Source organism: Deinococcus seoulensis (genome assembly GCF_014648115.1).
Taxonomy (GTDB): Bacteria; Deinococcota; Deinococci; order Deinococcales; family Deinococcaceae; genus Deinococcus; species Deinococcus seoulensis.
The window spans coordinates 40,161-64,563 of record NZ_BMQM01000022.1 but is presented as its reverse complement, the minus strand read 5'-3'; the positions used below and the strand labels follow the sequence as shown (position 1 = coordinate 64,563).

Annotated in this window: 31 protein-coding genes and 1 pseudogene; 9 read left to right on the top strand and 23 right to left on the bottom strand. The window is 69.9% G+C overall.

What is annotated here, in order from left to right; all coding sequences use genetic code 11:
* Window positions 1-48: 48 nt before the first annotated feature.
* Both IEY70_RS14855 and IEY70_RS14850 read left to right on the top strand, forming a co-directional pair.
* Window positions 49-453 (top strand): hypothetical protein, encoded by a 405-nt coding sequence (locus tag IEY70_RS14855; protein WP_189065816.1) that lies wholly within the window; start codon window positions 49-51, stop codon window positions 451-453.
* An 84-nt stretch (window positions 454-537) separates the two neighbouring features.
* Window positions 538-756: a hypothetical protein gene (locus IEY70_RS14850; protein WP_189065815.1), complete on the top strand. Its 219-nt coding sequence runs from the start codon at window positions 538-540 to the stop codon at window positions 754-756.
* 409 nt (window positions 757-1,165) lie between these two features.
* Here IEY70_RS14850 and IEY70_RS14845 read toward each other — a convergent pair whose 3' ends face one another.
* The 10 genes and pseudogenes from IEY70_RS14845 to IEY70_RS14800 form a co-directional block, all read right to left on the bottom strand.
* Complete coding sequence (locus IEY70_RS14845) at window positions 1,166-1,558, bottom strand: hypothetical protein (protein ID WP_189065814.1); 393 nt, start codon at window positions 1,556-1,558, stop codon at window positions 1,166-1,168.
* 156 nt (window positions 1,559-1,714) lie between these two features.
* Complete coding sequence (locus tag IEY70_RS14840; RefSeq protein WP_189065813.1) at window positions 1,715-2,296, bottom strand: hypothetical protein; 582 nt, start codon at window positions 2,294-2,296, stop codon at window positions 1,715-1,717.
* Window positions 2,293-2,667, bottom strand: coding sequence for a hypothetical protein (locus IEY70_RS14835; RefSeq protein WP_189065812.1), 375 nt, complete (start codon window positions 2,665-2,667; stop codon window positions 2,293-2,295). Before IEY70_RS14835 ends, IEY70_RS14840 begins: the two co-directional genes overlap by 4 nt.
* Before the next feature lie 4 nt (window positions 2,668-2,671).
* On the bottom strand, window positions 2,672-3,268 hold the full coding sequence (locus IEY70_RS14830) for a RusA family crossover junction endodeoxyribonuclease (protein WP_189065811.1): 597 nt from the start codon (window positions 3,266-3,268) through the stop codon (window positions 2,672-2,674).
* Window positions 3,265-4,089 carry a hypothetical protein gene (locus IEY70_RS14825; RefSeq protein ID WP_189065810.1) on the bottom strand — a complete coding sequence of 275 codons (825 nt, stop codon included), beginning with the start codon at window positions 4,087-4,089 and terminating at the stop codon, window positions 3,265-3,267. Before IEY70_RS14825 ends, IEY70_RS14830 begins: the two co-directional genes overlap by 4 nt.
* A gap of 48 nt (window positions 4,090-4,137) precedes the next feature.
* On the bottom strand, window positions 4,138-4,980 hold the full coding sequence (locus IEY70_RS14820; protein WP_189065809.1) for a hypothetical protein: 843 nt from the start codon (window positions 4,978-4,980) through the stop codon (window positions 4,138-4,140).
* A 22-nt stretch (window positions 4,981-5,002) separates the two neighbouring features.
* Window positions 5,003-5,209 (bottom strand): hypothetical protein, encoded by a 207-nt coding sequence (locus tag IEY70_RS14815; RefSeq protein WP_189065808.1) that lies wholly within the window; start codon window positions 5,207-5,209, stop codon window positions 5,003-5,005.
* Window positions 5,196-5,681, bottom strand: a complete 486-nt coding sequence (locus IEY70_RS14810; protein WP_189065807.1) for a hypothetical protein — start codon at window positions 5,679-5,681, stop codon at window positions 5,196-5,198. The genes IEY70_RS14815 and IEY70_RS14810 overlap by 14 nt, the downstream gene beginning before the upstream one ends.
* Window positions 5,668-6,747, bottom strand: a complete 1,080-nt coding sequence (locus tag IEY70_RS14805) for a phage replication initiator YdaU family protein (RefSeq protein WP_189065806.1) — start codon at window positions 6,745-6,747, stop codon at window positions 5,668-5,670. The genes IEY70_RS14810 and IEY70_RS14805 overlap by 14 nt, the downstream gene beginning before the upstream one ends.
* Window positions 6,747-7,739: pseudogene (locus IEY70_RS14800) on the bottom strand (RecT family recombinase); the annotation flags it as partial. The gene IEY70_RS14805 and the pseudogene IEY70_RS14800, both read right to left, overlap by 1 nt.
* Before the next feature lie 27 nt (window positions 7,740-7,766).
* Here IEY70_RS14800 and IEY70_RS14795 point away from each other — a divergent pair.
* Complete coding sequence (locus IEY70_RS14795; protein WP_189065805.1) at window positions 7,767-8,138, top strand: hypothetical protein; 372 nt, start codon at window positions 7,767-7,769, stop codon at window positions 8,136-8,138.
* Window positions 8,139-8,372: 234 nt separating this feature from the next.
* On the opposite strand, the gene IEY70_RS14790 is transcribed toward IEY70_RS14795, so the two are convergent.
* The 4 genes from IEY70_RS14790 to IEY70_RS14775 all read right to left on the bottom strand — a co-directional run bounded on the left by IEY70_RS14790 (window position 8,373) and on the right by IEY70_RS14775 (window position 12,046).
* A complete protein-coding gene (locus IEY70_RS14790) occupies window positions 8,373-8,753 on the bottom strand; it encodes a response regulator (RefSeq protein ID WP_189065804.1) in 381 nt (126 codons plus the stop codon).
* A 158-nt stretch (window positions 8,754-8,911) separates the two neighbouring features.
* Complete coding sequence (locus IEY70_RS14785) at window positions 8,912-9,079, bottom strand: hypothetical protein (RefSeq protein ID WP_189065803.1); 168 nt, start codon at window positions 9,077-9,079, stop codon at window positions 8,912-8,914.
* Between the two features lie 124 nt (window positions 9,080-9,203).
* Window positions 9,204-10,781, bottom strand: coding sequence for a tetratricopeptide repeat-containing diguanylate cyclase (locus tag IEY70_RS14780; RefSeq protein WP_189065802.1), 1,578 nt, complete (start codon window positions 10,779-10,781; stop codon window positions 9,204-9,206).
* 227 nt (window positions 10,782-11,008) lie between these two features.
* Window positions 11,009-12,046, bottom strand: a complete 1,038-nt coding sequence (locus tag IEY70_RS14775) for an alpha/beta fold hydrolase (RefSeq protein WP_189065801.1) — start codon at window positions 12,044-12,046, stop codon at window positions 11,009-11,011.
* Window positions 12,047-12,198: 152 nt separating this feature from the next.
* On the opposite strand from IEY70_RS14775, the gene IEY70_RS14770 reads away from it, so the two are divergent.
* The gene (locus IEY70_RS14770) at window positions 12,199-13,203 is read left to right on the top strand and encodes a polyprenyl synthetase family protein (RefSeq protein WP_189065800.1); all 1,005 of its coding nucleotides are present in this window, start codon (window positions 12,199-12,201) and stop codon (window positions 13,201-13,203) included.
* 111 nt (window positions 13,204-13,314) lie between these two features.
* On the opposite strand, the gene IEY70_RS14765 is transcribed toward IEY70_RS14770, so the two are convergent.
* From IEY70_RS14765 to IEY70_RS14740, 6 genes are all read right to left on the bottom strand, one after another.
* Window positions 13,315-14,136, bottom strand: coding sequence for an N-formylglutamate amidohydrolase (locus IEY70_RS14765; protein ID WP_189065799.1), 822 nt, complete (start codon window positions 14,134-14,136; stop codon window positions 13,315-13,317).
* A 40-nt stretch (window positions 14,137-14,176) separates the two neighbouring features.
* Entirely contained in the window at window positions 14,177-15,256 is a 1,080-nt protein-coding gene (locus IEY70_RS14760) for a M23 family metallopeptidase (RefSeq protein ID WP_189065798.1), read from the bottom strand.
* 49 nt (window positions 15,257-15,305) lie between these two features.
* On the bottom strand, window positions 15,306-15,743 hold the full coding sequence (gene dtd / locus IEY70_RS14755) for a D-aminoacyl-tRNA deacylase (protein ID WP_189065797.1): 438 nt from the start codon (window positions 15,741-15,743) through the stop codon (window positions 15,306-15,308).
* A 1-nt stretch (window position 15,744) separates the two neighbouring features.
* Complete coding sequence (locus tag IEY70_RS14750) at window positions 15,745-16,029, bottom strand: DUF1844 domain-containing protein (RefSeq protein WP_189065796.1); 285 nt, start codon at window positions 16,027-16,029, stop codon at window positions 15,745-15,747.
* A 216-nt stretch (window positions 16,030-16,245) separates the two neighbouring features.
* Complete coding sequence (locus IEY70_RS14745; protein ID WP_373290796.1) at window positions 16,246-16,962, bottom strand: uracil-DNA glycosylase; 717 nt, start codon at window positions 16,960-16,962, stop codon at window positions 16,246-16,248.
* Between the two features lie 117 nt (window positions 16,963-17,079).
* Window positions 17,080-17,472, bottom strand: coding sequence for a hypothetical protein (locus IEY70_RS14740; protein ID WP_189065795.1), 393 nt, complete (start codon window positions 17,470-17,472; stop codon window positions 17,080-17,082).
* A gap of 449 nt (window positions 17,473-17,921) precedes the next feature.
* On the opposite strand from IEY70_RS14740, the gene IEY70_RS14735 reads away from it, so the two are divergent.
* Complete coding sequence (locus IEY70_RS14735; protein WP_189065794.1) at window positions 17,922-18,548, top strand: C40 family peptidase; 627 nt, start codon at window positions 17,922-17,924, stop codon at window positions 18,546-18,548.
* Between the two features lie 270 nt (window positions 18,549-18,818).
* On the opposite strand, the gene IEY70_RS14730 is transcribed toward IEY70_RS14735, so the two are convergent.
* Window positions 18,819-19,481, bottom strand: coding sequence for an outer membrane lipoprotein carrier protein LolA (locus IEY70_RS14730; protein ID WP_189065793.1), 663 nt, complete (start codon window positions 19,479-19,481; stop codon window positions 18,819-18,821).
* 133 nt (window positions 19,482-19,614) lie between these two features.
* On the bottom strand, window positions 19,615-20,691 hold the full coding sequence (locus IEY70_RS14725) for a hypothetical protein (RefSeq protein WP_189065792.1): 1,077 nt from the start codon (window positions 20,689-20,691) through the stop codon (window positions 19,615-19,617).
* 142 nt (window positions 20,692-20,833) lie between these two features.
* On the opposite strand from IEY70_RS14725, the gene IEY70_RS14720 reads away from it, so the two are divergent.
* The 4 genes from IEY70_RS14720 (at window position 20,834) to IEY70_RS14705 (ending at window position 23,600) form a co-directional block, all read left to right on the top strand.
* Window positions 20,834-21,334, top strand: coding sequence for an LEA/WHy family protein (locus IEY70_RS14720; protein WP_189065791.1), 501 nt, complete (start codon window positions 20,834-20,836; stop codon window positions 21,332-21,334).
* A gap of 91 nt (window positions 21,335-21,425) precedes the next feature.
* Window positions 21,426-22,649 carry an amidase gene (locus tag IEY70_RS14715; RefSeq protein WP_189065826.1) on the top strand — a complete coding sequence of 408 codons (1,224 nt, stop codon included), beginning with the start codon at window positions 21,426-21,428 and terminating at the stop codon, window positions 22,647-22,649.
* Window positions 22,646-23,086: a hypothetical protein gene (locus IEY70_RS14710; RefSeq protein ID WP_189065790.1), complete on the top strand. Its 441-nt coding sequence runs from the start codon at window positions 22,646-22,648 to the stop codon at window positions 23,084-23,086. Before IEY70_RS14715 ends, IEY70_RS14710 begins: the two co-directional genes overlap by 4 nt.
* A gap of 67 nt (window positions 23,087-23,153) precedes the next feature.
* A complete protein-coding gene (locus tag IEY70_RS14705) occupies window positions 23,154-23,600 on the top strand; it encodes a hypothetical protein (protein WP_189065789.1) in 447 nt (148 codons plus the stop codon).
* 6 nt (window positions 23,601-23,606) lie between these two features.
* On the opposite strand, the gene IEY70_RS14700 is transcribed toward IEY70_RS14705, so the two are convergent.
* Window positions 23,607-24,329, bottom strand: a complete 723-nt coding sequence (locus tag IEY70_RS14700; RefSeq protein WP_189065788.1) for a hypothetical protein — start codon at window positions 24,327-24,329, stop codon at window positions 23,607-23,609.
* Window positions 24,330-24,403 lie beyond the last annotated feature (74 nt).

Below are 24,403 nucleotides of genomic sequence, written 5' to 3'. Positions count from 1 at the left end.
TGGGCATGTGCGGCGTGACGGAAACGGTCGGGAAGCCAGAATGACGGCATGAATACGGTGATCGGTGGTGTCAGCGTCAACGGCTGGGGCGGGTACCGCTTCACGCGGCAGGGGGCCATGATCCTGCTGGAGACGAATACTTCCCGGATCGCGTTGCCGGTGAACACGCTGAACGCCGTGGCGTACACGCAGGTCCGCAACCCAGCGTTCCTGTGGGCGGCCGCAGCGTGTTTCCTGCTGGGCCTGACAGCCACGACCGACGTGCGGCCCTCTATCGGGGAGTACGAGATCGTGGACTGGTACTGGTGGATGTTGGGATCAGGCGTGCTCGTGGCGCTGTACTACCTGTTGACGCGCGCAGCGGTCGTGATCACATCCGGGTCGTACCACGCGGTCCTGAGGGGCACACCTACTGTGATGCAGGAGGTTTTCCATAGTTCAATGCCCTCTTGAGGGCCGCACCCAACTCCTCGGCAGCGGGGATTCAGTGCGTCAATTTGGGTCACGGTGATCGCCTCCAGAGGGGTACGGTGGGGTATGGAAGATTTCTACAAAGGCTTTGCTATTCGCGTGACAGGTACAGCTCAAAGCGGTTTTACTGCCGCCTTTCAAGAGAGAGGGCACCCAGCAGCCACTACTGGCCGATTGGACAACCTGATCTCATTTGAGCCAAATCAGTTTTCAGACGAGCGGCAAGTGATTGATCGAATTAAGGCTCACATTGATGGGACTGACCCGCTGCCTCAGCGCGTCTGATCACTGGCACTTCCCCAATCTCCGGGACGTCCCCCTGCCAGCACTGGGGCGTGAAGCCCAGCAGGTCTGGCAGGTAGAAAGGCTCCCGGACGGGCGGGAACACGCGGGACCTGGGTTCCGGCTGTGATGGGGCCTGGACGAACTTCAGGAGGCGGGTGCGCCGGGCGGCCCGCTGCTGCGCTTTCTTGGACATGAGCGGACCACCTCCGGGGCGGCATGAAAAAGCCCCACGCGGCGGTGGGGCGGCCCTTCCGCCTTCACTCGGGCGGGTCTGCATTGTTGGGTGACGTGATGGTAACGCGGCGCGTGTCACAGGCGCGTCACGCTTTTGGCTGATTGAAGTGGGGCAGCAACGTGTCGCCGTTCAGGGTGTGGGCGTGAAAAAGCCCCGCGCTGGGCGGGGCGGTGGTTACTTGAGCACGCAGCCGAAGGTAGCGGTGTAGCGTTTCCCAGAAGCGTTCACGTTGACGATCTGCATGTAACTGTGGTCCTGGGCGAGGTAGATCTCGCCTCCTCCGTCTGGTGCGCGGCGGAGTTTTGTTGGCGTGAAGCCCAGACGGTTATACGTCTCCAGTACGTAATTCACGGCATATTCAGTCGCTTGTCTGCGCTTCGCTTCTGTGACGTTTGAGGGCACTTCCTGGAGGGTATAGCCGTATGTGGCGCAGGTTTTGCCAGTGAAGGCCTTGGCGTTGCGGGCGATGGCCTGCTGCTGCGCGGGACTGGCGGGCAGCATGCCGGGAATGGACTGAGCGTAAGCGCTTCCGAGGGTGAGGGTGTCAGCGAGGACGAGTGAGCGCATAGGCCAGGGTAACGCGTGGAAGGATCGTGGATGGGTGCAGGTATGGCGACGCGACAGGGGGCACGTTCACGTCCACGGTCCGATTCCTAACGAAAAACCGCCCCGGTGGGCGGCTGGTGTTGACGTGTGGTGGAACTTAGCAGAACCGTACCAGTTTCAGACAGAAACAACAACTGGTAAGCCAGCAAGTTCGGCCTGCACGTGCTTGAGTGGCCGCTCCGCCTGCACGTCCCCCACGCGGACGGCCAGGGTCAGGACGGCCACCGCGTACCGGACGGCACCTTCTCGGTTGGAGGACCAGCTGCCGCCCCGCAGGAGGCTCTGCATGCACCCGTGGTCGTGGCGGCGCAGGCGGTCGAGCATCCGCCCGAGCTGCACGGTTTCCGGGACGCGGCTGGTGGTCATGTCCGTGATGAGGCGGCCCACTTCGGCTTCACTGATCTCCCCTGCTGGGGTGCGCAGGTAGGACTTCCGGGGTGGTCCTCCGTCGCCCATGGTGAGGGGGTCGAAGGCACCCTGGTCGCGGAAGGGAGCGTAGCTGATGTTCGGGAGGACGTCGGGGTGGTGGACGTCCCAGGTGTGCAGCGCGGCGTACCACTGCTGGGCGTACTGGCGGGCGTCCCGGCGTTCTGTGCGCAGGGCGGTAAGGCGGCGGATCTGTTCGCGGCCACGGTTGATGGTGATGGGGGGTTTTGGTTTCCGGCCGGGCATCTTCACCTCTGGGTGGGGAGTGGTCATGGGGTCTTCGGGCGGGGTGCGGGATGCGCCTGGTGTGTCGTGTGGTTGGTGGTCGTCACGGTCTCGCCCCGGGGGGTGTGGTTGTGGGGGACGTGCAGGTGTTCGAGCGTGTCTTCGCCGGTGGTGGTGAGGGTGTAGCGGTACGGGTCGGCCTGCCCCCCCTGGCCTTGGCGTGTGAGGAGCGTTCCGGCGTGGAGGGTGGCGGCGGCGTGGCGGGCGGCCCGCTCGTCGGCATCCGGGAACTGGCCGCGCCGTTGCGCAGTGTCGAGGAGCTGCGCGGCGGTGCGGGGTTCGAGGCTGGAGGCGGCGAGCAGCGCGGCGGGGAGGGTGCCTGCGTGGATGGGAGTGTTTTTCGGGTTCTTTCGGGGCATGGCGTTACCTCGCTGGGGCGTAGAGGGTGCGGCCGAGTGGGGTGATGGCGACGTGCACGTGCCCGCCGGGGGTGACGGGGCCGCGCGTGATGCGTAACTCGTCGACCAGGGAGTCGTCGGCCCAGACGTGGGCGTGGGTGAGGGCGTCGAGGCAGGCTTTGGCGTAGTTGTCCACGTCGAACTTCCGGCGGGTGGGGCTGTGGAGGGTGAGCTGAACGGCCAGGCGTGCGCCGGGTGGTGCGTGGGGGTTGTTCAGGGCGTGGATGACGTCGCGCACGGCGCGGCGGTACGCTCTGCCTTCCTGGCTGAGGAGGATGCGGGCCTGTGGCCGGCGGTCCTTGCCGGTGATGACGGTGGCGCGCCAGATGCTGTTGAGGCTGGGTGGGAACGGCAGGGTGAAGGTAAGGGTGGCGTGGGGGGCCTGTTTCTGGTCGCTCGCGTGGAAGGCGACTGTCTGGACGGGCGGCGCCCTCACTGGGACGGGCGCAGGGGCTGCGTCCGCGGTCAGGCCGAGTCGGGTGCGGGTGGCGTCGCGCACGGCGGCGTCTGGGATACGGACGAGGTACGCTTCGGCGGCCTGCCGGGTCGGAAAGGGGTTCATCCTCTGACTTCCTCGGCGAGGTTCAGGACAGCTTTCTTGAGCCAGTCGGCGGGTTCTCCGGAAGCGATGGTCGTGTGGGTGTGCGTGTCGATCACGAGGGTCTGCGCTTTGGGGTTCCCGCTGGGGTCGCGTTTGATGACGATGCGGAGTTCCTGGGTGTCGGTGAGGTGCTGCTGGGCGTAGGTGAGGCACCAGTCGGTCCAGCCTCCCCTGCCACTGCTGTTGGCTTGTAACTTGCTCTCTTCGATGTGCTGCTTCTGGCGTTGGAGGCGTTCGTGCGTGCCGGTGCTGACGTTCTCGGCGATGGCGGCGGCGCGTTGCTCGCCGGTCAGGGTGTGCAGGGGCACCTCGGCGCCCGTGTCGGGGTGCTGGACGGTGGCGTGCGCGTCGATGCTGGCCGCGACCTCGGCTGCCGCTTTGACCTGGCTGGTCGTGGGCTTGTCGGTGCCGGTGGCGGTTTTGAGGTACCGGGCGACCGCCACGATCTGCTCGGGTTCCAGGTGCTGAACGACCTTCGCCGCTTCCTTCAATTCGCGGGCCTGCCGTTCGTTCTCCGGGTGTAAACCGATGGTTGACAGGGCGTGCGTGGTTTCGGCGGCGTCGATGAGTTGCTGGGCGCGCTGGCGGGACCAGCCCCACACCTGCTCGCAGTAGTCACCGAAGGTACGGTGCGCGGCGCGGTAGAGGCGCTGGTCCCGGATAGTCAGGAGGGCTTCTCCGACGGTCACGAAGCCGTTCCAGCCGTCGCGGATGGTGCCTTCGAGCTGGGTGAGGGTGGTCTGCTCGTGGGTGGTGAGGGGTTCAGGGGTGGGGTGGGTCATCAAGGGTCACCTGCGGGGGCCGCGCACCTGGCGGCCCCGTGTGTCTGGTCAGTCGGCGGCGGGGTCGGTGTCGCCCAGGGGGAACGGAAGGTCCTCGCCGGGTTCTTTCGGGTGCAGGGGGAGGGTCAGGCGGGGCGGGACGGCGTTCAGGGCGGCGGCGAGGGCCTCCCAGTGCAGGAGCAGCGTGTCGCGCATGCTGGCGAGGTCCTGCTCGGGGGTGGTGGTGTCGTCGTCCCAGTCGCTCGGGTCGATCTGGATGAGTTGCAGCAGGGTGTACACGCCCGCACGGTCCGCCTGGGCGACCTGCGCGGCCACGCGGTCGTACGCTTGGTTGCCGGGGGTGGGGGCGTCCGCCTGGGGCGCCTCCTGCGGCGCGGGGGTCAGGAGGGGCTGGGCGCCCAGGTCGGCCATCAGCTGCCCGTGGTCCTGCTGGAGCTGCCGGTTCGCGGTAAGTTCCGCGAGGATCTGCGCGTCGGTCTGTTCTTCCAGGGTGGGCATGTCCCCGACCGTGCATTCGAGGCTGCAGCTGGCTTCGAACAGCACGGCGGACGTCAGGCCCGCCTGCTCCAGCGCTTCCTGGGAGACGCGGGTGGTGAACTTCGTCTTCGGTCCTTCCGCGACGGTGGTGAGGTTGCCCTGGAGGGTCGTGGTGATCAGGATGCCGGGCAGGTGCTCGCCGGACAGGCGGGGGCAGATTTCGAGTTTCAGGCCGCCCGTGTCGGCCGCGCCGAACAGGACGTGGGCGTGGTCGAGTTCGAATTTCCGTTCGGGTCTGGCGCCGAGCGTGAAGGCCCATTTGATGTCGTGGACCCAGCCGATCTCGCGGACGTCCCGGGAGGTCAGGCCGAGGAATTCGAGACTGTAGATGCCGTACGTGCGGTGCGTGGTCATGGGTGGGGTCCTCCTGTGGGGGTCAGCGGGGGCAGTGGTGGTGAACGGGAATCCAGACGGTCACGTCGCGCCCGGCGGGGCTGACGTGGTGGTACAGGCGGGGTTCCTGGCCGCACCTGGGGCAGGTGGCGGAGGCGGCGCGGTTGAGTTCGAGGGGACCGTCGGGCGCGGCTCCCAGGGCGGCGGCGAAGGTGACGGGGCGGCCGGCGCGGCGGTCACTGGAGTACACGGGGGACCTCCACGGGGGCGCCGGGGAGGGCGGGGGTGCGGGCGGCGGCCTGCTGGGCGAGTTCGGACGTGTAGCGGGTCACGAATTCCTTTTTCAGGAAGTCCAGTTGCTTCGTTTCGACGTGCCCGAGGGGTTGGCCGTGCGTGACGGAGTTCAGCAGGCGCCGCTCGAGGCTGCCGGGTTCGGTGATCTGTTCGCCTCTGCGCATGCGGTCCATGCAGGTGTCCCAGGCAGCGATGGCTTGCAGGTGGAAGCCCTGCGAGCCGGTGCCGAGGTCAATGAGGCGCTGGGGGCTGGGGAAGAACGTGTCCAGGCGGAACGCGGCGCGGCAGGCGTCCGTGAACTGCGTTTCGCTGAGTTCGGCGGTGAGGATGTTGCGGTAGATCTTGACGGTCTGCGCGTTGTGCTTGCGGCTGAAGCGGTCTTCGAGGACCGTCCACGCGGCGGCGAACTGGGCGTCAGAAAATGGCACGGGTGTCCTCCTGCAGCGCGGCGTACACGTCGCTCGCTCGCTGCGCGGCCTGCTCGTTGGCGGCCTGCGTGGTCTGGGGGCGGGGGGTGAATTTCACGACGTGCGCGGCCCGGAGCGGAAAGAGTCCCTGCCAGCCGTTCTCGATGCTGGTCCGGATGACGTCGACCGGCGGGTGGCCTTCGGCGGCGAGGGTGCGGAGTTTGTTGAACATGCCGGTGGCGGTGCTGGGCGCGGTGGCGAGGCGGCGTTCGCGGCGGTACTGGAGCCACGCGGCCCAGGCATCGGTCAGGCCGGGGAGGGCGGCGAGGTCGGCGGGCAGCTCGGGCAGCGGGGCGGCCGCGCGGCGCCGGGCGGCCGGAACCTGTTCAGTGCCCGTGGTGCCTGGTTCACGGCCTGCGGGGTGGGTGGTCTGAACTTCACCCGTGAAGGGCAGGTCCGCAGTTGCCGCGACAGCGGCCTCGCCGTCAGGCGAGCACAGAACTTCCGGAAGGTCGGTGGGGGGTGCAACTTCAACCACCGGCGCGGTGTCTTGCCGCGCCTCTGCCCCCTGGGGGGTAGGGGGGTTGTTCTGTTCTTCTTTCCTTTCTTCTTTTCTTCCTTTCTTCAGGGAACCGGGAATGCTGTGCAGGTCGCTGTTTTCCGGATTCTGGGCGGGGTCTTTTTGCAGACCCTTTGCAGTGCCCTTGCGCGGGTCTTGCGCGGCCCTTGCGTCGGCCTTGCCCTGTTCCGTCCAGGCGAGGGCACCGGCCCGGACCTGCGCAGGGGTGAGTCGGCTGGCGGCGTCCGGGGCGCAGTGCAGGCCGTCCAGGGTCACGACCAGGCCCCGGTCCCGCAATCGCTCGAGGCTGCTGCGGACCGTGCGCGGGTCAATCTCCAGGGCGTACGTGAGCTGGGCGGTGGTGTAGGTGTTGTCCCGGTAGTGCCGGTAGCGGATCAGGCGCTTGAAGACCTTCGCGTCGGCCATGAGCGTCAGCTGCTCTTCGGCGTCCAGCGCCCAGTTGGGCAGCATGGTGTCCTCTCCACGCCGGAGGGTCGTGTGGACGCCGGGAACCTGGACGGCAGTCATCAGGAGTACTGCGCGGCGCCGCGCGCCTCCGTGAGGGCCTGGGCAGCCTCGTCGTTGCTGAGGGTGCTGAGCGTGCCGAGCAGGATGTCCGCCTGCGCCTCGGTGAGGTCCAGGGTGCGGACGGGGAGGGGGCTGTTCAGCAGGTACGCCCAGAGAGCGGCGCGGTCCTCGCTGCCCGTCACCCCGGCGCGGCCCGCGTGGGCGCACAGGGCCTTGCGTTGCCCGTCGGTCAGCAGGGCCTCGGCGGGAACGGGGGCTGCGTCTGGCTGGTCGGCTGGAGTGGGCTGCGGGGCGTGCTTCAGGCCCAGTGCCTTCAGGTCGGTGTGGCACGCGCGGGCCGCCTCGGTGGTGGTGCGCCAGGGGTACGCGTCGAGGATCGCCTGCACGTCCTCTGCCGGGGCGACGTTCCGGACGCGGGTGGCCATCTCCGCGATGCTGACCGCCCAGCGTTGCAGGACTTCCTCCTGCTGCGGGTTCTGGTGCGGGTCGGCCAGGGTACGGACCGGGGTACCAGCTTCCTGCTGGACCTCGCGGGTCACGTCCACCTGCCGGTCCGGGGTGGGCCGCTCTTCCCGTCCGTTCTCGGCCTGCGCCATCTCCTCGGTCGTGTACAGGCCGCTCATGTCCTGCGGGAACGCCTTACGCAGCGCGAGAGCCTCGGCCACCTTGGCGAGCATCAGGTCCGGCATCTTCGTCCACATCGGGCCGGGCCGCCCGTCGCGGTTCGTCTGCACGTACGAGTCCCAGCGTGCGACCGCCCACAGCGGCTCGCGGAAGTCACCGCGCAGCACCCCGACCTTCGCGGCCGCGGGGGGCGCAGCGTCCAGCCACACCTCGCGCCACTGCCCGTCCTTCCCGCACCAGAGGGGTCCCATCTGCCCGGCGTACTTGCCGCTGCGTTCCGCGATCAGGCGCAGGCCGTCGATGCTGACCTGCACGCCCATCACTTCGCGTTTCTCCCTGGCGTCCCAGCGTTTGATGGCGTAGATCTGCCGGGCGAAGGGGGTACTCTCGGCGGTATGTACTTCCTTTCTGCCGAGTCCATTCCGTCTTCCGGTGTGATCGAGGTGCCCCGGTACGGGGCCGCGTCGTCGCGTGGGAGGACGGCGGTGCTGTGCCCGGAGGGTGGGTGGGTGCTTCTGGACGTGGCGTCCCTGTCAGGGCGTGATCTGGAGTTGATGCTGAGCGTGCGTGCGCAGGAGTGGGTGCTGCGGGGGCTGGTGGCGGTGGATGTGGACTGGCTGGTGGGTGCGCTGGAAACCGTGTCGTCCGGGCCGGAACCCCGGCCGCTGGGTGTGGAGGTGCAGGACACGTGGTATTTCATGTCGCCGCTGCATACGGTGCCGACGGTGGTCGATGAGCGGTTCGTGGTGGCGGGCCTGTACCGGTAGTCCGGTCGGTAGGCCGGTCAGTACTTCCTGCCACCGGCGTCATTGATTTGGGGCATTGATAAAGCCCCACGCGGCGGTGGGGCGACCCTGTGCCGCCTTCACCCGGGCGGCTTCCGTGTTGTTGGGTACGGGCATGGTAGGGCGCCGGGTCTTACCGTGACGTCACGTGCCGGGTGGCGGCCGCTTCATGAAGGTGCGTGCGTGTGCCTGCCTGTGTGTGCCGGCGTGAGCGGTTCAGCGGTGGGTGCACCAGCCGTTCACCAGGTCGGTGATCTGCCGCAGGTGGTCGTCGAGGGTCACGCTCTTGGTCAGGTGGTGCACGCCGGGCCGGTCGATGGGCACGCCGGACATCACCGTGACGGGCAGGCAGGCCAGGGTGGGGTCGGCGTGCAGGGCGTTCAGGACTTCCTGGCCGGTCATGCCGGGCATGTACCAGTCGAGCATGATCACGTCGGGCAGGGGTTCGCAGGGGTCCTGAAGCCAGTTCAGGGCGTCCTGTCCGGTGGTGAAGGTGATCAGTTCCGTGTGGGCGGCGTGGTCCTCGAAGGCTTCCTCGGCCAGGAGAAGGTCCGCTGTGTTGTCGTCGATCAGCAGGACTCGGAGGCGGTCGGGCATGGTCTGACATGATGGCAGAGTTCTGCCGGGGCCGCGCAGAGCGGATCTTCACGTGTGACAGGGACTGCGTTTGGTTCGCCGACAATCCGGAACTTCACCACTCCTGACAACTCCACCTTCGCAGCCCATTCAACCGGAGTCCGATCAGTTGCTCTGGGTCAGTTGCTCTGTGGGGCGCGGCGTTGTTGCTTGCGTTGCTGTTGCTTGCGTTGCTGACGCTCCTCGCGCGGGCCGCGCAGGGCGAGGTACGAGAACCACAGGCCCAGGCCGATGCCCGCCGCGACCTGCAACAGAACGAAGATGCCGATGAGGGTGAGCAGGGTCATACCTCAGCGTGTCAGGGCTGCGTGAGGTCCGCATCCGCCGAACGTGAGCGGGTTCTTGAGGTACGGACCAGCGGGGGCAGCCCGGCACCGTTCCGGGGGGTGACGAGACAGACGGCAGTCCGTATCAGTCCTGGTGTTGCACGGCGTTGCGGGTGGTGCGTTTCACGCTGTACAGGCGGCGGTCGGCAGTGCCGAGCATGGCTTCCAGGTCGGGGGTGGGCGTGTCGGCCACGCCGACGCTGACGGTCACGTGCAGGTCGGGGGTCAGGGTGTGCCAGGGGTGCTGCTGAATGCGGCGGCTGAGGTCGCGGCAGGTGACGGCCAGTTCGGCGGCGGTCGCGCCGGGGCGCAGCAGGATGAATTCCTCGCCGCCGTACCGGGCGGGAATGTCGCCGGGTTGCGCGGCGCTGCGGATCAGGGCCGCGATCTGCCTGAGTACGGTGTCTCCGAGCTGGTGGCCCCAGGTGTCGTTGATGCGTTTGAAGTGGTCGATGTCGATGATCGCGCCGGCCAGCGGGGCGTGGGCGGTGGCGGCGGCGGCGAGGCGTTCGCCCTCGCGGAACAGGTGTTCGCGGTTGAACAGCTGGGTCAGGTGGTCGGTGCGGCCCAGTTCGCGGATGCGGCTGTTCAGGGCGCGGAGTTCCTGGAGGTGGGCGCTGAGTTCGGTGTTGCGGGTGCGTTCCTGCTCGGCGAGTTCCTGGAGGGCCTGGATGCGTTGCAGGACTTCGAAGCTCTGGAAGGACTGGTGGCGTTCGGCGGCGTGGCGTTCGCGGGTCAGGCGCAGCGTCTCGTGCAGGTGGTGCAGGGCGCGTTCGTGGTTGCCGAGCGCTGCGTGCGCGGCGCTGAGCTGCTCGTGCACGGCGGGGAGGAGGGTGTGGCTGCCCAGTTCCTGCGCGCGTTGCAGCGCGGCTTCCAGCAGGTCGGCGGCCTGCGGCGGGGGGGCGTGGGTGGCCAGGGCCAGGGCGGCACTCAGGTGCACTTCCGGGTGGGCGTGCTGTTCGGTCAGGGTGCGCAGACTGTCGGCGCTGTGGTGGGCGCGCGGGTCGCCCAGTGCGTGGTACGTGGCGAGCAGCGTGGCGTGCAGTTCGGCGGCCATCAGGGGGTGGCGGTGCACGCCGGGGTACGCCAGGGCCGCCTGGGCGTGGAACAGCGCGGCGTGCGGGTTGCCGCGGTGCTGTTCGGATTCGGCGAGGTTCAGGTGTGCGACGGCCACGCCGAAGTCGTACCCGAGGCTGTCGAAGGTGCTGATGGCCTCGGTGATGTGCTGCCGGGCGCGGTCCGGGTCGCTGAAGCGCAGTTCGACGCCCAGGTCGTGCAGGGCCGTGGCGAGCAGTTCCGGGTCGTGAATGCTGCGGGCCAGGGCCAGCTGTTCCTCGTAGAGGGTCACGGCCAGGTCGGGGCGGTTCAGCTGGCTCTGCAGGGCGGCGAGGATGTTCAGGCCGCGCCCGAGCCACACGCTGGGTGGCGGCTGACGCAGGCGCAGCAGGCTGCGGCTGATGCGTTCGGCTGCCTGTGGCAGGTCACCGCCGCGCCACAGCAGGTACCCGGCGATGATCCCGGCCTGCGCGTCGAGCGGGCCGCCCAGTTCGGCGTCTGCGAGTTGCCGGGCGCGTTCCGGTTGCTCGTCGCGGGCCTGCCACGCGGCCTGCATGGCGTCGTGGCCAGCGGGGGCGCAGGCAGGTGGGGAGGTCGGGTGGGTCATGCGGTTCCTGGCTCCACGATAGTTGAACTCACTTCAGAAGTCGGGGCAAAGACCCTTCATGATCGGGGGTCTGCCCCCCTCCCCCGGCTGGGGGGGATGGCCCACACCGGCCGCTGCGGTCATCCTCCGGGCAGGATCAGACGGACTCCGATGGCATGGCTTACAAAGCCGTTCCATCCGAGCGAAGCGAGAAGGAGCAGAACGGGTTCCGGACGTGGGGCGGGCGGTCAGGGGTGCGCGGCCCAGAAGGCGTCCAGCGCGGCCCTGACCTCCGGCAGCTTCTCGAAGTGCGGCAGGCCGTCGGTACCCTCGATACGCACGGCCTGCACGCCGCTCTTCTGCGTGAATTCCTGCAGGCGGTCGAAGGACACGAAGCCGTCCTGGTCGTACAGGACCAGCGTGGGTGTGTTCAGGCGGGCGTACAGGTCGGCGTACGCGTCGGGCGTGAACAGGCGGCCGCTGATGAAGTAGATCGGGGCGTACTTCGCGCCGGGCTGACGGGTGGTGTCCAGCGAGTAGTCGATCAGGCCGCCGTCCACGGGGCCCCGGAACGAGCGGCTCAGGAAGTACTGGATGCTGGGGCGCGTGCGGATGACCGCGTACAGCGGGGTGCTGAAGGTGTTCAGGCGGTCGTAGAGTTGCTGGCCGCCGTCGTCGGCGGTGGCTTCCTGGGTGCCGCCGCGCGGGTTGCCCAGGCCGCTGGGGCTGATCAGGGCGAGGCTGTGAACGCGGCGGTCGAGCAGCGCGGCGCGGGCCACGAACTCGCTGCCGAGGCTCAGGCCGACCACGTCCACGTCGGTGTTCAGTTCCCTGACCAAGGCGTTCAGGGCGGCCGTCATGAGTTCTTTGGTGTACGTGACGTCGGGGCGGTCGCTGCTGCCGAATCCGGGCCATTCCAGCGCGTACACCGGGCGGGTGCCCACGTAGGCGTCCCAGATGGGTTTCATCTCGTATGCGCTGGCGGCGGCGTTCACGCTGCTGGTCAGGACCAGGGGGCGGCCCTGGCCGCGGTCGTCGGCGTAGTACGCGACCCGCCCGAAGTCCGGGATGGTCAGGTAGCGCCGCTCGCCGCTCAGGGCGGGGCGCAGGTCCGCGGGCCGGTTGAGCTGCGCGCTCACGGGCTGGGCGGGTGCGGGGGTGGTCGTCTGGGCCAGCGCGGCGGCTCCCAGGGCCAGTCCGCCGATCAGCAGGGCGGTCGTCAGGGGGCGCAGGCTGCGGCGGGCGGGTCGCCCGGTCTGGTCAGAGGGGGTGCGCTTGAGCTTCATTCCTGTATGCTCGCCCACCGTTACGGGCGGAACTGTCCTGTCGGGTACGCTCTGCGCCGGGGGGGCTTCATGGACCCTGAACACCCTGCCCGCGTGCGCCGCGGCCCCTGACGACCACCCGCAGTGGCGCGGCTGCTCTAGACTGCGCGGCGATGCGTGCCGATCTGCTGTCCCGTGTGTTTTCGCTGCTGCCCGAACGGTCCGGCCGTCCGGAACTGACCGGGTATTACGGAATGCTGCGCGACTACCCGGCGCGCGGCGGCAAGGGCATCCGCAGCGAACTGCTGCTGGCCAGCGCCCGCGTGCACGGCGCGCAGCCGGAGGCCGACCCCGCGCCGGGCACGCCGTGGGACGCGGCGCTGTGGCTGGCCACGGGCCTGGAGATGTTCCAGAACTGGGTGCTGATCCACGACGACATCGAGGACGACAGCGAGGAACGCCGGGGCCGCCCCGCGCTGCACCGCCTGCACGGCGTGCCGCTGGCCATCAATGCCGGGGACGCCCTGCACGCGTACATGTGGGCCGCCGTTCACCGCGCGGGCGTGCCGGGCGGCATGCAGGCGTTCCTGGACATGATTCACCGCACGGCGGAGGGGCAGCACCTGGACCTGTGCTGGGTGGAAGGCCGCCGCTGGGACCTGCGCGAGGAGGACTACCTGGAGATGGTGCGCCTGAAGACCGCGTACTACACGGTGGTCGTGCCGCTGCAACTGGGGGCGCTGGCGGCGGGAGCGCAGCCGCACGCCGGGTTCCACGCGGCGGGACTGGCGCTGGGCGCGGCCTTCCAGATCCGGGACGACGTGCTGAACCTGAACGGCGACCCCGTGAAGTACGGCAAGGAGATCGGCGGCGACCTGCTGGAAGGCAAACGCACCCTGATCGTGCTGCACTGGCTGGCGCGCGCGCCGCAGGATCAGCGCGAGGTGTTCCTGGAGCAGATGCGCCGCGACCGGCCCGCCAAGGACCCGGCCGTGATCGCGCAGATTCACGGGTGGCTGCTGGAGAGCGGCAGCGTGGCCCACGCGCAGGCCACCGCCGACGCCCTGGCCCGCGAGGGCCTGAGCCTGCTGGAAGACGCACTGAGCGGCGTGCCGGACCCGGCGGCGGCGCAGGAACTGCTGGGCGTCATCCGGGAACTGGCGACCAGGGAGGCCTGAACACCGCACGGCCGTCAGTGGGGAGTGGGGGTTCGCACATCCTCCTTCCCACTGCCTACTCCCCCACTCCCGGGCGACTTCAGCGGCGCCAGCAGGGTCAGCGCAGTAGGGTCAGGGCAGCAGGTCCAGTGCGGCGTGCGCGAACACGCCGAACGCGGCGTTCAGGGCGCGGATGGCCGGGTCGATGGGTTGACCGCCCTGCAGGTACAGTCCGGCGTTGAATTCGATGCCGAAGGCGGGCACGCCGCTGCGTTCGCTGTGCGCGCGGCTGAGGGTGTCGGTCGCCCAGGGTTCCCCGATCGTGACGCGCGGGTCGGGGCTGGCGGCGATGATGGGCGCGAAGGCGTCCTGGCAGGCGCGTTGCAGTTCACTCCACAGGGCGTGCGGGAAGGTGGGCTGCGCGGGCGTGCCGGGCATCAGGCAGATGGCGGGGCGGGGCACGCCGGTGTCATTGCCCAGGGCGGGGCCGGTGGGGGCCATGGAGTGCCCCACGATCATCAGGGCCGCGCCGCGCAGTTCGGCGGTCAGCTGGGCGTCGAAGGGGTCCCAGATGCGCCGCAGCCGCGTTTCGCGCGTGTCGTCACCGGGCGTCCACCCGGCCGGGTACAGGGGCGCGCGGTCGAAGCCCATGAGTTTCAGGACGCCGTTGTCGTCGCGGTCGTCGCGTTCGCGGTTCAGGTCGGCGGCGAAGCGGCTCCAGGGGGCCTGGGCGTGGCGTGCGCCGGGCACGCTGAACAGCAGGTCCGTGTACGGGTCGCCGTCCAGGAAGATGCGGCGCAGGAACGCCTCGCGGCGGGGCGTGTCGAAGGCGTCGTCGCCCAGCATGTCGCGCAGCACGTCGGCCGGGAGTTGCCCGGAGGGGTGCGGCGTGACGATCAGCAGCCGGTCTGTGCGGGACGGGTCGCCTGTGGGGTGGCCGGGCGCGGAGGTCATGCGCGGAGCATAGCGCCGCCCGGCCCGGCCGCAGGCAGGCTCAGCGGGGCCACAGGCGGTTCATCCACCCGGCCGGGTTGGTGCCCTCGCCGCGCACGCGGATCTCGAGGTGCAGGTGCGGCCCGGCGCTCAGGCCGGTGCTGCCGACCTCGCCGATCTTCTGGCCGCGCGTGACCTTCTGCCCGACCTTCGCGGTCACGCGGCTCTGGTGGAAGTACAGGCTGGTCACGCCCGCCCCGTGGTCGATGACGACCAGCCCGCCGCGCACCGGGTAGCGTCCGGCGATCACGACCGTGCCGTCGTTCACGGCCAGCACGGGCGTTCCGGTCCTGGCGGGGTAGTCGGTGCCGAAGTGGTACGCGACCGGGCCGCCCGCCGTGTACGTGCGCGGCTGCCCGAAGGAACTGCTGGTCGGCGAGGCGCCCTTCAGGGCCGGCGCGAAGGGCCGCGTCCAGGCCTGCGGGGTGCGCCGGGCGTAGGCCTTCTCGACCAGGGCGTCCTCGGCCTTGCGGCCCGGATCGACCAGCACGCCGCTGACCTGCGGGGGCAGGTTCAGGTGCTGGATGGGCTGGTCGAGACCCACGACCGGAATGCGGCCGCGCACGAGTTCGCCGCCCACGCTGACCTCGAACACGACCGGGGTGGTCTTGCCCAGGACCACGCGGCCCGGCACGGAGTACGCCCCGGCCGCCCCGATGGGTTTCAGGACCTCGTTGGGTTGCCGGACGTCCTCGCCGATCTCGCTGGGGAAACGCACGGTGGCCTGCGCGGCCCGCGCGCCGCTGAGCTGCACGGTAAAGGCCTCGCCCATGCGCAGGCTGGCGGGCACCGTGACGTTCACGCCCGCGATACGCGCGGTGGGTGGCGTGGGCGTCAGTTGCTCGGCTGGCAGCGGGGCGGGCAGGCCGGGCCGGGCGGGCGCGGCGGCCTGACCGGGCAGGCGGAGTTCCTGCCCGACTTCCAGGGTCGTGCCGCTCAGGTTGTTCAGTTTCATGAGTGCCTCGGGCGTGGTGCCGTTGGCGCGGGAAATCGAGTACAGCGTGTCGCCGGGTTTGACGGTGTAGGCCGCCGCGCCGCCCACCAGGAGCAGCGCGGCCAGCAGCAGGGAGCGGCGGTTCATGCCCCGCAGGATAGGGGCCGAGCGTGAGAGGCACACCTGACCGGCCGGTCTACAGGTCGAGGGTGAGGGTGACGGGGCCGTCGTTCGTCAGGTCGAGGACCATGTGCGCCCCGAACACACCCTCGCCGACCGGGAGGCCCAGCCCTCGCAGCGCGGCGTTGAAGGTGCCGTACAGCGCGCGGGCCTGTTCGGGCGGGGCGGCCCCCGTGAAGCTGGGGCGGTTGCCGCTGCGGGTGTCGGCGTACAGCGTGAACTGACTGACGCTGAGGACCCCGCCGCCGATGTCCAGCACGCTGCGGTTCATCTTGCCGTTCCCGTCGTTGAAGATCCGCAGTTTGGCGATCTTGGCGGCCAGGGCGCGGGCCGTCTCTTCGGTGTCGCCGGGCGCGACGCCCAGCAGGACCAGCAGGCCCGGGCCGGTCTGCCCTGTCACCTCGCCCTCGACCGTGCAGGTGGCGCGGGTCACGCGTTGCAGGGTGGCGCGCACGTCAGTTCTGCGCCGCGCCGCCCTGCGGGGCAGCGTTCAGGCGTTCGCGGACACTGCCGATGGCGTCCGTCAGCAGGTCCGCCTCGGTGAAGTCGAGGTTCCCGCGGGTCTTCTCGGCCAGCATAGTCAGCAGTTTCAGGCTGCGTTCGGCCGTCTGGCGGGCGCGGCGTTCCTCCAGCAGGCCGTCGCGGGCGGCGCTTGCGGTGGCGGCGTTCAGGTCGCCCAGGGCCGCCTCGGCGGTCGCCTGCAATGAGTTGACAAGTCCAACGAATTCCGGGTGAGGCATGCGCCGAGCATAGCGGGCGGCGGCGGGGGCGGGTGTCCGCCCGGTGACGGTGGGAGCAGGGAGGGGGTGAGGGCCGGAATCATACGGGCTCCGTTTGTTTCGCTGACAATCCGGAACTTCACCGGATTGCCAGCTCCACGTCCGGAACCCGCCCTGCTCCCACTCGCATCCGCTCGGATTGAACGGGTTTTGCAACCCATTCAATCGGAGTCCGTATCAGAACAGGCCGGGCTGGCCCTGCATGTCCGGCGGGGTCAGCGTGGACAGCGCGGCGGGTTCGTGGTCGCCGCGCAGGACGGCCGCCGCCTCGCGGATGTCGCGCCACGTCAGGCTTTTCGGGCCGCCGGGCGCGCGGGTGTCGTGCCGCAGCAGGTACGCGGGGTGCAGCAGCGGCATCAGCGGGGCGTCGTACGTGCCGCCCTGCCCGTCGGCGTGCCGGTACAGGAACCACTGGCCGCGCAGGTCCGTGATGCGGGCGCGGGTGCCCAGCAGGTACGCGGTGGCCGTGTGCCCGACGGCCAGGATCACGCGGGGGCGCAGCAGGGTCAGTTGCGGTTCCAGCCAGTGGGCGGTGCAGGTCTGCGTTTCGGGCGGGTGCGGGTCGCGGTTGCCGGGGGGGCGGCACTTGACGATGTTCGTGATGTACGCGTCGGCCCGGTCGATCCCGGCGGCGCGCAGAATCTGGTCGAGCAGTTGCCCGCCGCGCCCCACGAAGGGCCGTCCCGTCCGGTCCTCCTGCCCGCCGGGGCCCTCGCCGACGATCAGCAGCGGGGCGTCGGCGCGGCCCTCGGCGACCACGACCTGCGTGCAGCCGGGGCGCAGGTCACAGGCGCGGCAGGCGCGGTTGCGGCCTTCCAGGTTCAGCAGGTCCGCGTGGCGCTGGGCGGCGCTGACGGGGTTGGCTGTGGGGTGAGGTGGCCCGGCGTCGGTCACGCCCGCAGGATACGGCGGGCCGGACCGTGCAACCGTGGGCGGGGGCAGCAGAACACCCCTCCAGGTGGAGGGGCGCAGGTGGGGTGGGCTGGGGGTGGGGGCCTTGGGGGGTGCGGTTCAGGGGGTGGGGGCGGCCGGGGCGTTCAGGGTGCCCAGTTTGGGGCGTTTGCTGCGGGCCTCGCGGCGGGTTTTGGGGTCCAGGCCGACCAGCAGGAAGAAGTTCTCCAGGGCGTTCTCGTGGCCCTTGATGTCCGGGTGTTCGTGTTCCGGGGTGCCGGTGGCGAAGGGCAGCGCGCGGTACAGGTCGAGTGCCAGGGCGATGACCTCGTCGGGCGCGTGCGTTTCGGCGTGCGTGCCGAGTTGCGCGTAGATCTCGCGGCGGCACTCGGCGTGTTTCAGGAAGGCGTCCGGGTGGGGTGTTTCGGCGGCGCGCAGCATGTCCTGGCGGGCGATGCGGCGGTAGTGTTTCAGGCCGGTCTGGATCTGTTCGGTGGTCATGGTTTCCTTCATGCTGTCCTCCAATGCACCGGGGGGTGGCTGGTGGCCGCGGTGGGCCGGGTGGTGGTGAGTGCGCTGCCGCCGAGTATAAGACTGCGGGGCGCGGCGCGGCGAGAGTGACCCGGTGGGGGCGTGCGCCGGTGGGTGCCGTCGGGGTGGGGAGGGTGGCGAGAGGGCTGGCCGCGCCCGGGGAAAATGGAGTTTTCAGTGACCAGTCTCATAATGAGCGTAAGATGAGAGTGCGGAAAAGTCCGCATTGCCGTTCAACCCCCACTACGGGGGGGCCGCGTCCACCTAAAGTCGTATGAGCCCCAATCTGAGAAACCTAAGACCGGGAGGCACTTCCGGCCACGTCAAGCCCACCCAAGGACCGCATAAACGCCGTATAGGCGCATACTGGGTGCCGGTTCTGACATGAATGAAGGACAAATAAATAAAGACACGCTAAACTTCAGGGGTCGATGAAACTCTCCCACGTACTTCTGACCGCCCTCGCCCTCAGCGGCGCCGCCAGCGCAGCCACGTACACCGTCAAACCCGGTGACACGCTGTACTCGATCGCCAGGGCCACCGGCGTGGACGCCAGCACCCTGATGAAGCTGAACAAACTCAGCAGCACCACCATCAACGTGGGCCAGAAACTCAGCACCGGCGGCAGCGCCCCGGCCACCGCCGCCGCGCCCCGCGCCACCACCGCCGCCTCCCCCGCCCCGCGCGGCAACGGCTTCGTGCGCGCCGCCGCCACCCGCTACCTGGGCATCCGCTACGTGCTGGGCGGCAGCGGCAACGGCGGCATCGACTGCAGCAGCTACACCATGAACGTGTTCCGCCAGATGGGCGTGAACCTGCCCCGCACGGCCGCCGCCCAGTGGCGCGTGGGCAGCCCCGTCAGCCGCCGCGACCTGCGCCCCGGCGACCTAGTGTTCTTCAACACCATGGGCCGCACCGCCAGCCACGTCGGCATCTACATGGGCGACGGCATGATGGCCAACGCCAACTCCTACTACGGCAAGAGCATGATCGAGCCGCTGTTCAGCAACTCGTACTGGGCCAGCCGTTACGACGGCGCCCGCCGCGTCCTGAACTGAACGCAGCGACCGAGTTTCACCGACACCCCCCGCCCATACCGGCGGGGTTTTTTCATGGCGCACCCCGACGTGGCGCGGCCCGGCATCACAGGGACACCGGGCCGCGCCACGCCGGGCGTGGAAGCTGGGAGGGGCTATACGGATTCCGTTTATTTCGTTAACAGATCGGAACACCGCCGATCTGTTAACTTCACGTCCGGAACCCGCTTCAACTCCTACTCGCTCCGCTCGGACCCAGCGGCTTTATAAGCCATTCAATCGGAGTCGGTATTACTGACGGATGATCTGCGCGTCTTTCGGCAGCGCCTTGATGCTGGCGGCACTCAGACCGGCGTTCACGCGGTAGTTCGAGACGTTCAGGTCGGCCAGGGTCTTGCCGCCGCTGTTCAGGATCTGAATGCGGGTGGGGCGCCAGCCGGCCTCGGTGATCCACACGCGGGTGCGGTCGGTACCGCCCGACCTGGGGGTGGCTTCCAGCTGGAACAGGCGTTTCCCGGCGCTGCCGCTGGTGCCCAGCAGTTTGACGTTGTAACTGGCGAGCATGCTGGCGGTGTTGCTCAGCTGCGTGAAGTCCAGGCTCAGGCCCGCGCTGCTGGCGGCCTTCTGGGCGCTGGTGACGGTGATCTGGTTGGTCAGGAACATGTACTGACGGATCTCGTTCCTGTCGGCCACGACCACGTTGTCGGCCAGCGCGTCCGGCGCGGCGAACTGCACGCGGGCGACGTTCTGCGCGGGAATGGCCTTGATGGTCAGGTCGATCTTCTGGCTGCTGGTGTCCAGGGTGGCGTTCCCGCTGAGGCGGAACGATACGTCCCGCGCGGCCTTCTGGGTGGCGTCCACACGGCTGATGATGTCCTGCGCGGTCTGCGCCCCGGCGACCGAACCGAGGGCCAGCAGGGCGGGAGCGAGGAGGGTCAGGGAGAGCTTCTTCATGCCGCCAGTATCCCGTCCGTCCTCATGAGAAGGGGGCCGCGCGGCTGATGGGAAGTTCATGCTCGGAGCGAAAAATGCGCTGCTGGACACAGTCGAGCGGGCCAGCAGCGGCCAGCCTCTCCCCCGGCGGGGGTCAGGGTAGCGGCAGGGTGTAACCGACACGCACGCCGAAGCCCGCCTGGCCCTGGAGCGTGCGCCCGGCGCTGGCGTCCAGGGTCAGGGTGCCGCTGCCTGCCGGGAGGCTGGCGTTCACGCCGGTCCGCAGGGGCGCGCTGACCGTCCGCCACGGCTCGTACGCGGCGTACAGGCGCACGCTGCTGCCGTCGCCCAGCAGGTCCGGCGCGGACAGACTGCCGGTCACTCCGAAGCTGTTCAGGCCCGCCAGGGCGTCCACGCCCACGCTCAGGCCGTTCTCGGTGGCGTAACTGACACCGCCGGTCAGGCCCAGCACGTCCCGCCCGGCCAGCGCGCCCGCCCGCCACGTCAGCGTGCCGACCGGCTCGGTGTCCGGCAGGGTGTCGTCCATGCCCAGAGGACCGGTATCCGGGGTGTCGGCCGCAGCGTCGGCAGGATCGGCGGCAGCCTCCGGAGCGGCGGGTTCGGTAGCGGCGGTCAGGTCGGGTTCCGCCGGTTCGGGTTCCACCGTGACGGGCCGCGTCAGGACGCGGCGGCCCTCCACGCCCACGCTCAGCTGCGGTTGCGCGCCCAGTTCGCCGCCCAGCACGGCAATCAACGTGCGGTTCACCCGGTAACGGGCGATCAGCGAGGCGTTCCAGCCGCGCCCACGCAGGTCTGCCGGGGCCTGCGCGAACGGCGCGAGCGGGTCCACGTCCGTGACGGGCGCCGTGAAGTACGCGCCCGCGAGGTTCAGGGCGACCGGCCCCACCCCGGCGCTGGCGCGGCTGTCCACCCGCACGCCGCCCTGCCACGTCACGGCGAGGTCCGTGCGGGCGGTCGCGGCGCCCAGCGGCGGCAGGCTGAGGCTGCGGGCGTACCCGACCTGCGCCGCGCGGCTGCTCAGGGCGGCCGACACCTGCCCGCCCAGCAGGTCCAGGTCCGACACGCCCACGCGCCCCCACAGTCCGGCGTCCGGGGCGCGGTACGACACCCCGAAGTCCAGCGTGGCGGCCTGCGCGGACGTCACGAGCAGCGCCGCGCCGAGCGTGACGGGCAGCGAACGGAAACGGCCGGAGCGGAGGGGGGGTCGCATGCGGGCAGCGTAGCGCAGCGGCCCGGCGGCCTCCAGTCCAGATCCCTTCACGACGGGCACCTTCACCCCCGCGCCGAACCCCCGCGCCGAAGCTGACGCGCCCGGTCAGGTTCCCGCGTGCGGGGCGGGGTAGCCTGGGCTCATGCGCCTGCTGCCTGTCGCCGCCCTGAGTACCGCCGCCCTGTCCCTGAGTGCCTGCGCGCCGCTGCAACAGATCGTGCAGGTGCCGCAGGTGAAGGTGCAGAGCGTCTACCTGAGCAGCCTGACCCTGCCCGGCGGGTTCGGCCGCGCGCCCGTGGCGAACCTGACCATGAACCTGCAGGTCACCAACCCCAACCCGGTGCCGCTGCGCATGGCGAACATCGCGGGCACGCTGATCATCGACGGGGCCGCCGTGGGCGACGTGTCCTTCCCGAACGTCGACATTCCCGCCAGTGGCGTGACCACCCAGCGGGCCGACGTGTCCATTCCGGTCACGCTGAACACCGCCGCGTCGTTCCTGAAGGTCGCGCGCGGGCAACTGGTCACGTACCGGGTGGACGGGGGCTTCACCGCGAACTTCGGGCCGCTGGGCCTGCAGCAGTTCGGGCCGTTCACGCTGGCGCAGGGGCAGTGGAAGCAGGAACCCATCCTGCCGTTCTGAACGCCTGGGCAGGACCGCGCCGGGACGCTACGCTGTGCGGGTGACCGATCCCGCCCACCCCGATCACCGCACCCCCACGACGCCGGAGGCCATCAGACCGGAGGCCGTCAGATCAGACGCCAGCGACCCGCAGCGCGCCTGGGCGTTCCGGCCCGCGTCTCCCCTGCCCGGCGTGCCCGGCGGGCTGCTGTCGGGCCTGACCTTCAGCGTGAAGGACCTGTTCGGCGTGCCCGGCTGGCCGCTGCGGGCCAGCACCCGTGCGCCCGTCCCGGACCCCGGCGAGAGCGTGCTGGTGCGCCGCCTGCTGGACCTGGGGGCCAGCGCGACCGGCAAGACGCACCTGCACGAGATCGCGCTGGGCATCACGGGCGCCAACGGCTTCGGCGGGACCGCGCACCCCACCCGGCCGGAGTGCGTGCCGGGCGGCAGCAGCAGCGGCGCGGCCGTCAGCGTGGCGCTGGGGCAGGTGGATTTCGCGCTGGGCACCGATACCGGCGGCAGCATCCGCGTGCCCGCCGCGTGGTGTGGCGTGCGGGGCTTCAAGCCCACCAAGGGGCACGCCGACTGGAGCGAGGCGGGCGTGCTGCCCCTGTCGGGCACCTGCGATCACACCGGGCCGCTGGCCGCCGACCTGCACACCATCATCCGCGTTCATGAAGCCCTGACCGGGCAGTCCGTTCCCCCGCAGGACTGGGCGGGGCGGCGCGTGGGCCTGTGGCTGCCGGACGGCTGGGTCACGCCGGACGTGCACGCCGCCGTGCAGGGCGTGGCGGGCACCCTGGAGGGCCTGGGCGCGACCGTGACACCCGTGGACTTCCCGGAGGTGCTGGACGCGTACTCGCCCATCGTGCTGAGCGAGGCGGCCGCCGTTCACCGGGACGCCCTGAACCTGCCCGAACCGGGCTTCCTGCCGTTCACGCTGGCCGCCCTGCGGCAGGGCGCGGCCCTGAGTGCCGACGAGGTGCAGGCGGCCTTCGCACGCCGCGCCGCGTACCGCGAAGGGCTGGACGCCCTGCTGGACACCTTCGACGTCCTGCTGGCCCCCGCCGTGCCCACCCCACCACCCCTGACCGGGCAGGACGAGGTAGACCTGCCGGACGGCCCGGTCCCGCTACGCCGCGCCGTGCTGCGCCTGACCGCGCCGTTCAGTCTGCTGGGCGCCCCGACCGCCGCGCTGCCCACCGCGCACCACGCGGGCGGCCAGCCGTTCGTGGGCGCGCAACTCGTCGGGCGGCACGGGCAGGACGACACGCTGCTGGCCCTGGCCCACGCGCTGGACACCGCGCCCCACATCCGCACCCCGGAGCACACGTGAACCGCGCGGCCCTCCCCCTGGCGGCCCTGACCTACCTGCTGGCCGCCTGCGCGCCCGCCACGCAACCCGCCGCGCACCCCGTGTACTCGTACGCGGGCGAGGCGCGGTTCCTGCTGATCCCGCAGAAGATCCGCGTGACGTACACCGTGGACCCCGTCACGCACGAGGCACGCGGCGAGTACCGCAACCTGACCAGCGGCGGCACCTTCACCCTGCGCGGCACGCAACTGCCCAGACCCGGCGGCGCGACCCTGACCGCCACCATCGACCCCGGCGACACGCCCCGACTGAACGCCAGCCTGCTGGGCTTCGGCGTCAGCAACGTGCCCCTCAGGGCCAGCGGGCTGCTGGGCGCCACCGTCACGGACACCATCCTGAGCGGCACCCTGACCGTGAGCGGCGTGAAGCACAACCTGACCCTCCGCGCCGAACGCTGAGCGCACCCCAGCCCATCAGGCGCACGGCATCAGGCCCGCTTCATGAGGGGTGCGTACGCTGCGGCCCATGCGCCGCCACCCCGCTCCCCTCACCCTGACCGCCGCCCTGCTGCTCCCCCTGGCCCTGAGCAGTTGCGCGTTCGGCGCGTACTTCCCGCCCACCACCACCCTCGAACGGCAGATCAGCGGCGTGTACGAGGGCGTCGGCATCGGCCCCACCGGACGCGTCCCGTACCGCCTGACCCTCGGCCTCGTGGAACGCGACGCACGCACCAGCGGCAGCCTCGTGAACCTCGAAAGCCGCCGCGTGTACGCCGGAAGCGGCACCTTCAAACGCCTCGCCGACGGCACCGAACTCACCCTGAAGCTCTACGAGAACGGCACCCACCGCGCCAACCTCTACCTCGTCCGGCACGACACGGGCGGCACCGTCACCCTGGACGGCCACCTGCGCACCGTCCTCCTGGGCCGCGAAGCCCTCGCGTACACCCTCAGCCTGAAACCCGTCCCGTGAACGCCGTCAGCGCCCCTTCCCCTCAAGGCTCAGGTAGGCCGGCACGGTCAGACCACCCCGCACCCAGTTATTCAGCGTCAACCGCTGGCCCCCACGGGTATTGACCGCCACCTCCAGCTCCATCAACACAAGCCCCTGCTCCGGCGTGTACCGCACGACGGTTCCGGCTGGCACTGCGTTCAACGGTGTCTTTCCGAACCCGTAATCGGACATGAGCTTCAATCTGGAATCCGCGCAGGACTTGATGGGCGCGAGACTATCAGGGTCGAATGTCTGGTCGACACGCCTGGAAAGAGCGGCCCTGCAACTGAACAGCACCTGCACCGCCCGGTCGTCCTGCTTGGCAAGCGTCAGATCATCCGGCAGGATGTAATACACGAGACCGGCCCTGAGGTTCAGGCGGTGATAGGTAAACCCCCGACCGGCCGCACTGGTCACCTTGATCTGACCATTCCCATCAAGCCAGTTGCCCTTGACAGAGGTCTTGAGTTTGGTATTCACGACCACGCCCTCATACATGACGCGGGCGTTTTTCGCCAGTTCCAGCTTGGGATCCTGGCAGGACTTCACGGTGGGGTTCGTGAAGGTCGAAGCAATCTGTTTTTCAATTTCCAGTGCGCAGGCAGCCAGCAGTTCGATCGCGTCACGGTCAGGACCGGCAGGCATGACCGCCAGCGCAGGGGCAGCAGTCAACGTGAGACTCAGGGTCATCAGGGCAGAACGCATCATCGCCGGGCATCGTAGCAACGCCCGGTTCCCCGCGTGACCGCACCTGCCGCACCCCCAGCGCGCCCGTAACGCTG

Bases quoted from the DNA above. Each gene is read 5' to 3' on its own strand.
- IEY70_RS14730 (WP_189065793.1), bottom strand. From the start codon at position 19,481: ATGAAGAAGCTCTCCCTGACCCTCCTCGCTCCCGCCCTGCTGGCCCTC.
- IEY70_RS14735 (WP_189065794.1), top strand. From the start codon at position 17,922: ATGAAACTCTCCCACGTACTTCTGACCGCCCTCGCCCTCAGCGGCGCC.
- IEY70_RS14760 (WP_189065798.1), bottom strand. From the start codon at position 15,256: ATGAACCGCCGCTCCCTGCTGCTGGCCGCGCTGCTCCTGGTGGGCGGC.
- IEY70_RS14775 (WP_189065801.1), bottom strand. From the start codon at position 12,046: ATGAAGCTCAAGCGCACCCCCTCTGACCAGACCGGGCGACCCGCCCGC.
- IEY70_RS14795 (WP_189065805.1), top strand. From the start codon at position 7,767: ATGTACTTCCTTTCTGCCGAGTCCATTCCGTCTTCCGGTGTGATCGAG.
- IEY70_RS14855 (WP_189065816.1), top strand. From the start codon at position 49: ATGAATACGGTGATCGGTGGTGTCAGCGTCAACGGCTGGGGCGGGTAC.
- IEY70_RS14785 (WP_189065803.1), bottom strand. From the start codon at position 9,079: ATGACCCTGCTCACCCTCATCGGCATCTTCGTTCTGTTGCAGGTCGCG.
- IEY70_RS14720 (WP_189065791.1), top strand. From the start codon at position 20,834: ATGCGCCTGCTGCCTGTCGCCGCCCTGAGTACCGCCGCCCTGTCCCTG.
- IEY70_RS14780 (WP_189065802.1), bottom strand. From the start codon at position 10,781: ATGACCCACCCGACCTCCCCACCTGCCTGCGCCCCCGCTGGCCACGAC.
- IEY70_RS14850 (WP_189065815.1), top strand. From the start codon at position 538: ATGGAAGATTTCTACAAAGGCTTTGCTATTCGCGTGACAGGTACAGCT.
- IEY70_RS14765 (WP_189065799.1), bottom strand. From the start codon at position 14,136: ATGACCTCCGCGCCCGGCCACCCCACAGGCGACCCGTCCCGCACAGAC.
- IEY70_RS14845 (WP_189065814.1), bottom strand. From the start codon at position 1,558: ATGCGCTCACTCGTCCTCGCTGACACCCTCACCCTCGGAAGCGCTTAC.
- IEY70_RS14840 (WP_189065813.1), bottom strand. From the start codon at position 2,296: ATGACCACTCCCCACCCAGAGGTGAAGATGCCCGGCCGGAAACCAAAA.
- IEY70_RS14770 (WP_189065800.1), top strand. From the start codon at position 12,199: ATGCGTGCCGATCTGCTGTCCCGTGTGTTTTCGCTGCTGCCCGAACGG.
- IEY70_RS14705 (WP_189065789.1), top strand. From the start codon at position 23,154: ATGCGCCGCCACCCCGCTCCCCTCACCCTGACCGCCGCCCTGCTGCTC.
- IEY70_RS14825 (WP_189065810.1), bottom strand. From the start codon at position 4,089: ATGACCCACCCCACCCCTGAACCCCTCACCACCCACGAGCAGACCACC.
- IEY70_RS14725 (WP_189065792.1), bottom strand. From the start codon at position 20,691: ATGCGACCCCCCCTCCGCTCCGGCCGTTTCCGTTCGCTGCCCGTCACG.
- IEY70_RS14820 (WP_189065809.1), bottom strand. From the start codon at position 4,980: ATGACCACGCACCGCACGTACGGCATCTACAGTCTCGAATTCCTCGGC.
- IEY70_RS14805 (WP_189065806.1), bottom strand. From the start codon at position 6,747: ATGACTGCCGTCCAGGTTCCCGGCGTCCACACGACCCTCCGGCGTGGA.
- IEY70_RS14700 (WP_189065788.1), bottom strand. From the start codon at position 24,329: ATGATGCGTTCTGCCCTGATGACCCTGAGTCTCACGTTGACTGCTGCC.
- IEY70_RS14750 (WP_189065796.1), bottom strand. From the start codon at position 16,029: ATGCCTCACCCGGAATTCGTTGGACTTGTCAACTCATTGCAGGCGACC.
- IEY70_RS14835 (WP_189065812.1), bottom strand. From the start codon at position 2,667: ATGCCCCGAAAGAACCCGAAAAACACTCCCATCCACGCAGGCACCCTC.
- IEY70_RS14740 (WP_189065795.1), bottom strand. From the start codon at position 17,472: ATGAAGGAAACCATGACCACCGAACAGATCCAGACCGGCCTGAAACAC.
- IEY70_RS14790 (WP_189065804.1), bottom strand. From the start codon at position 8,753: ATGCCCGACCGCCTCCGAGTCCTGCTGATCGACGACAACACAGCGGAC.
- IEY70_RS14830 (WP_189065811.1), bottom strand. From the start codon at position 3,268: ATGAACCCCTTTCCGACCCGGCAGGCCGCCGAAGCGTACCTCGTCCGT.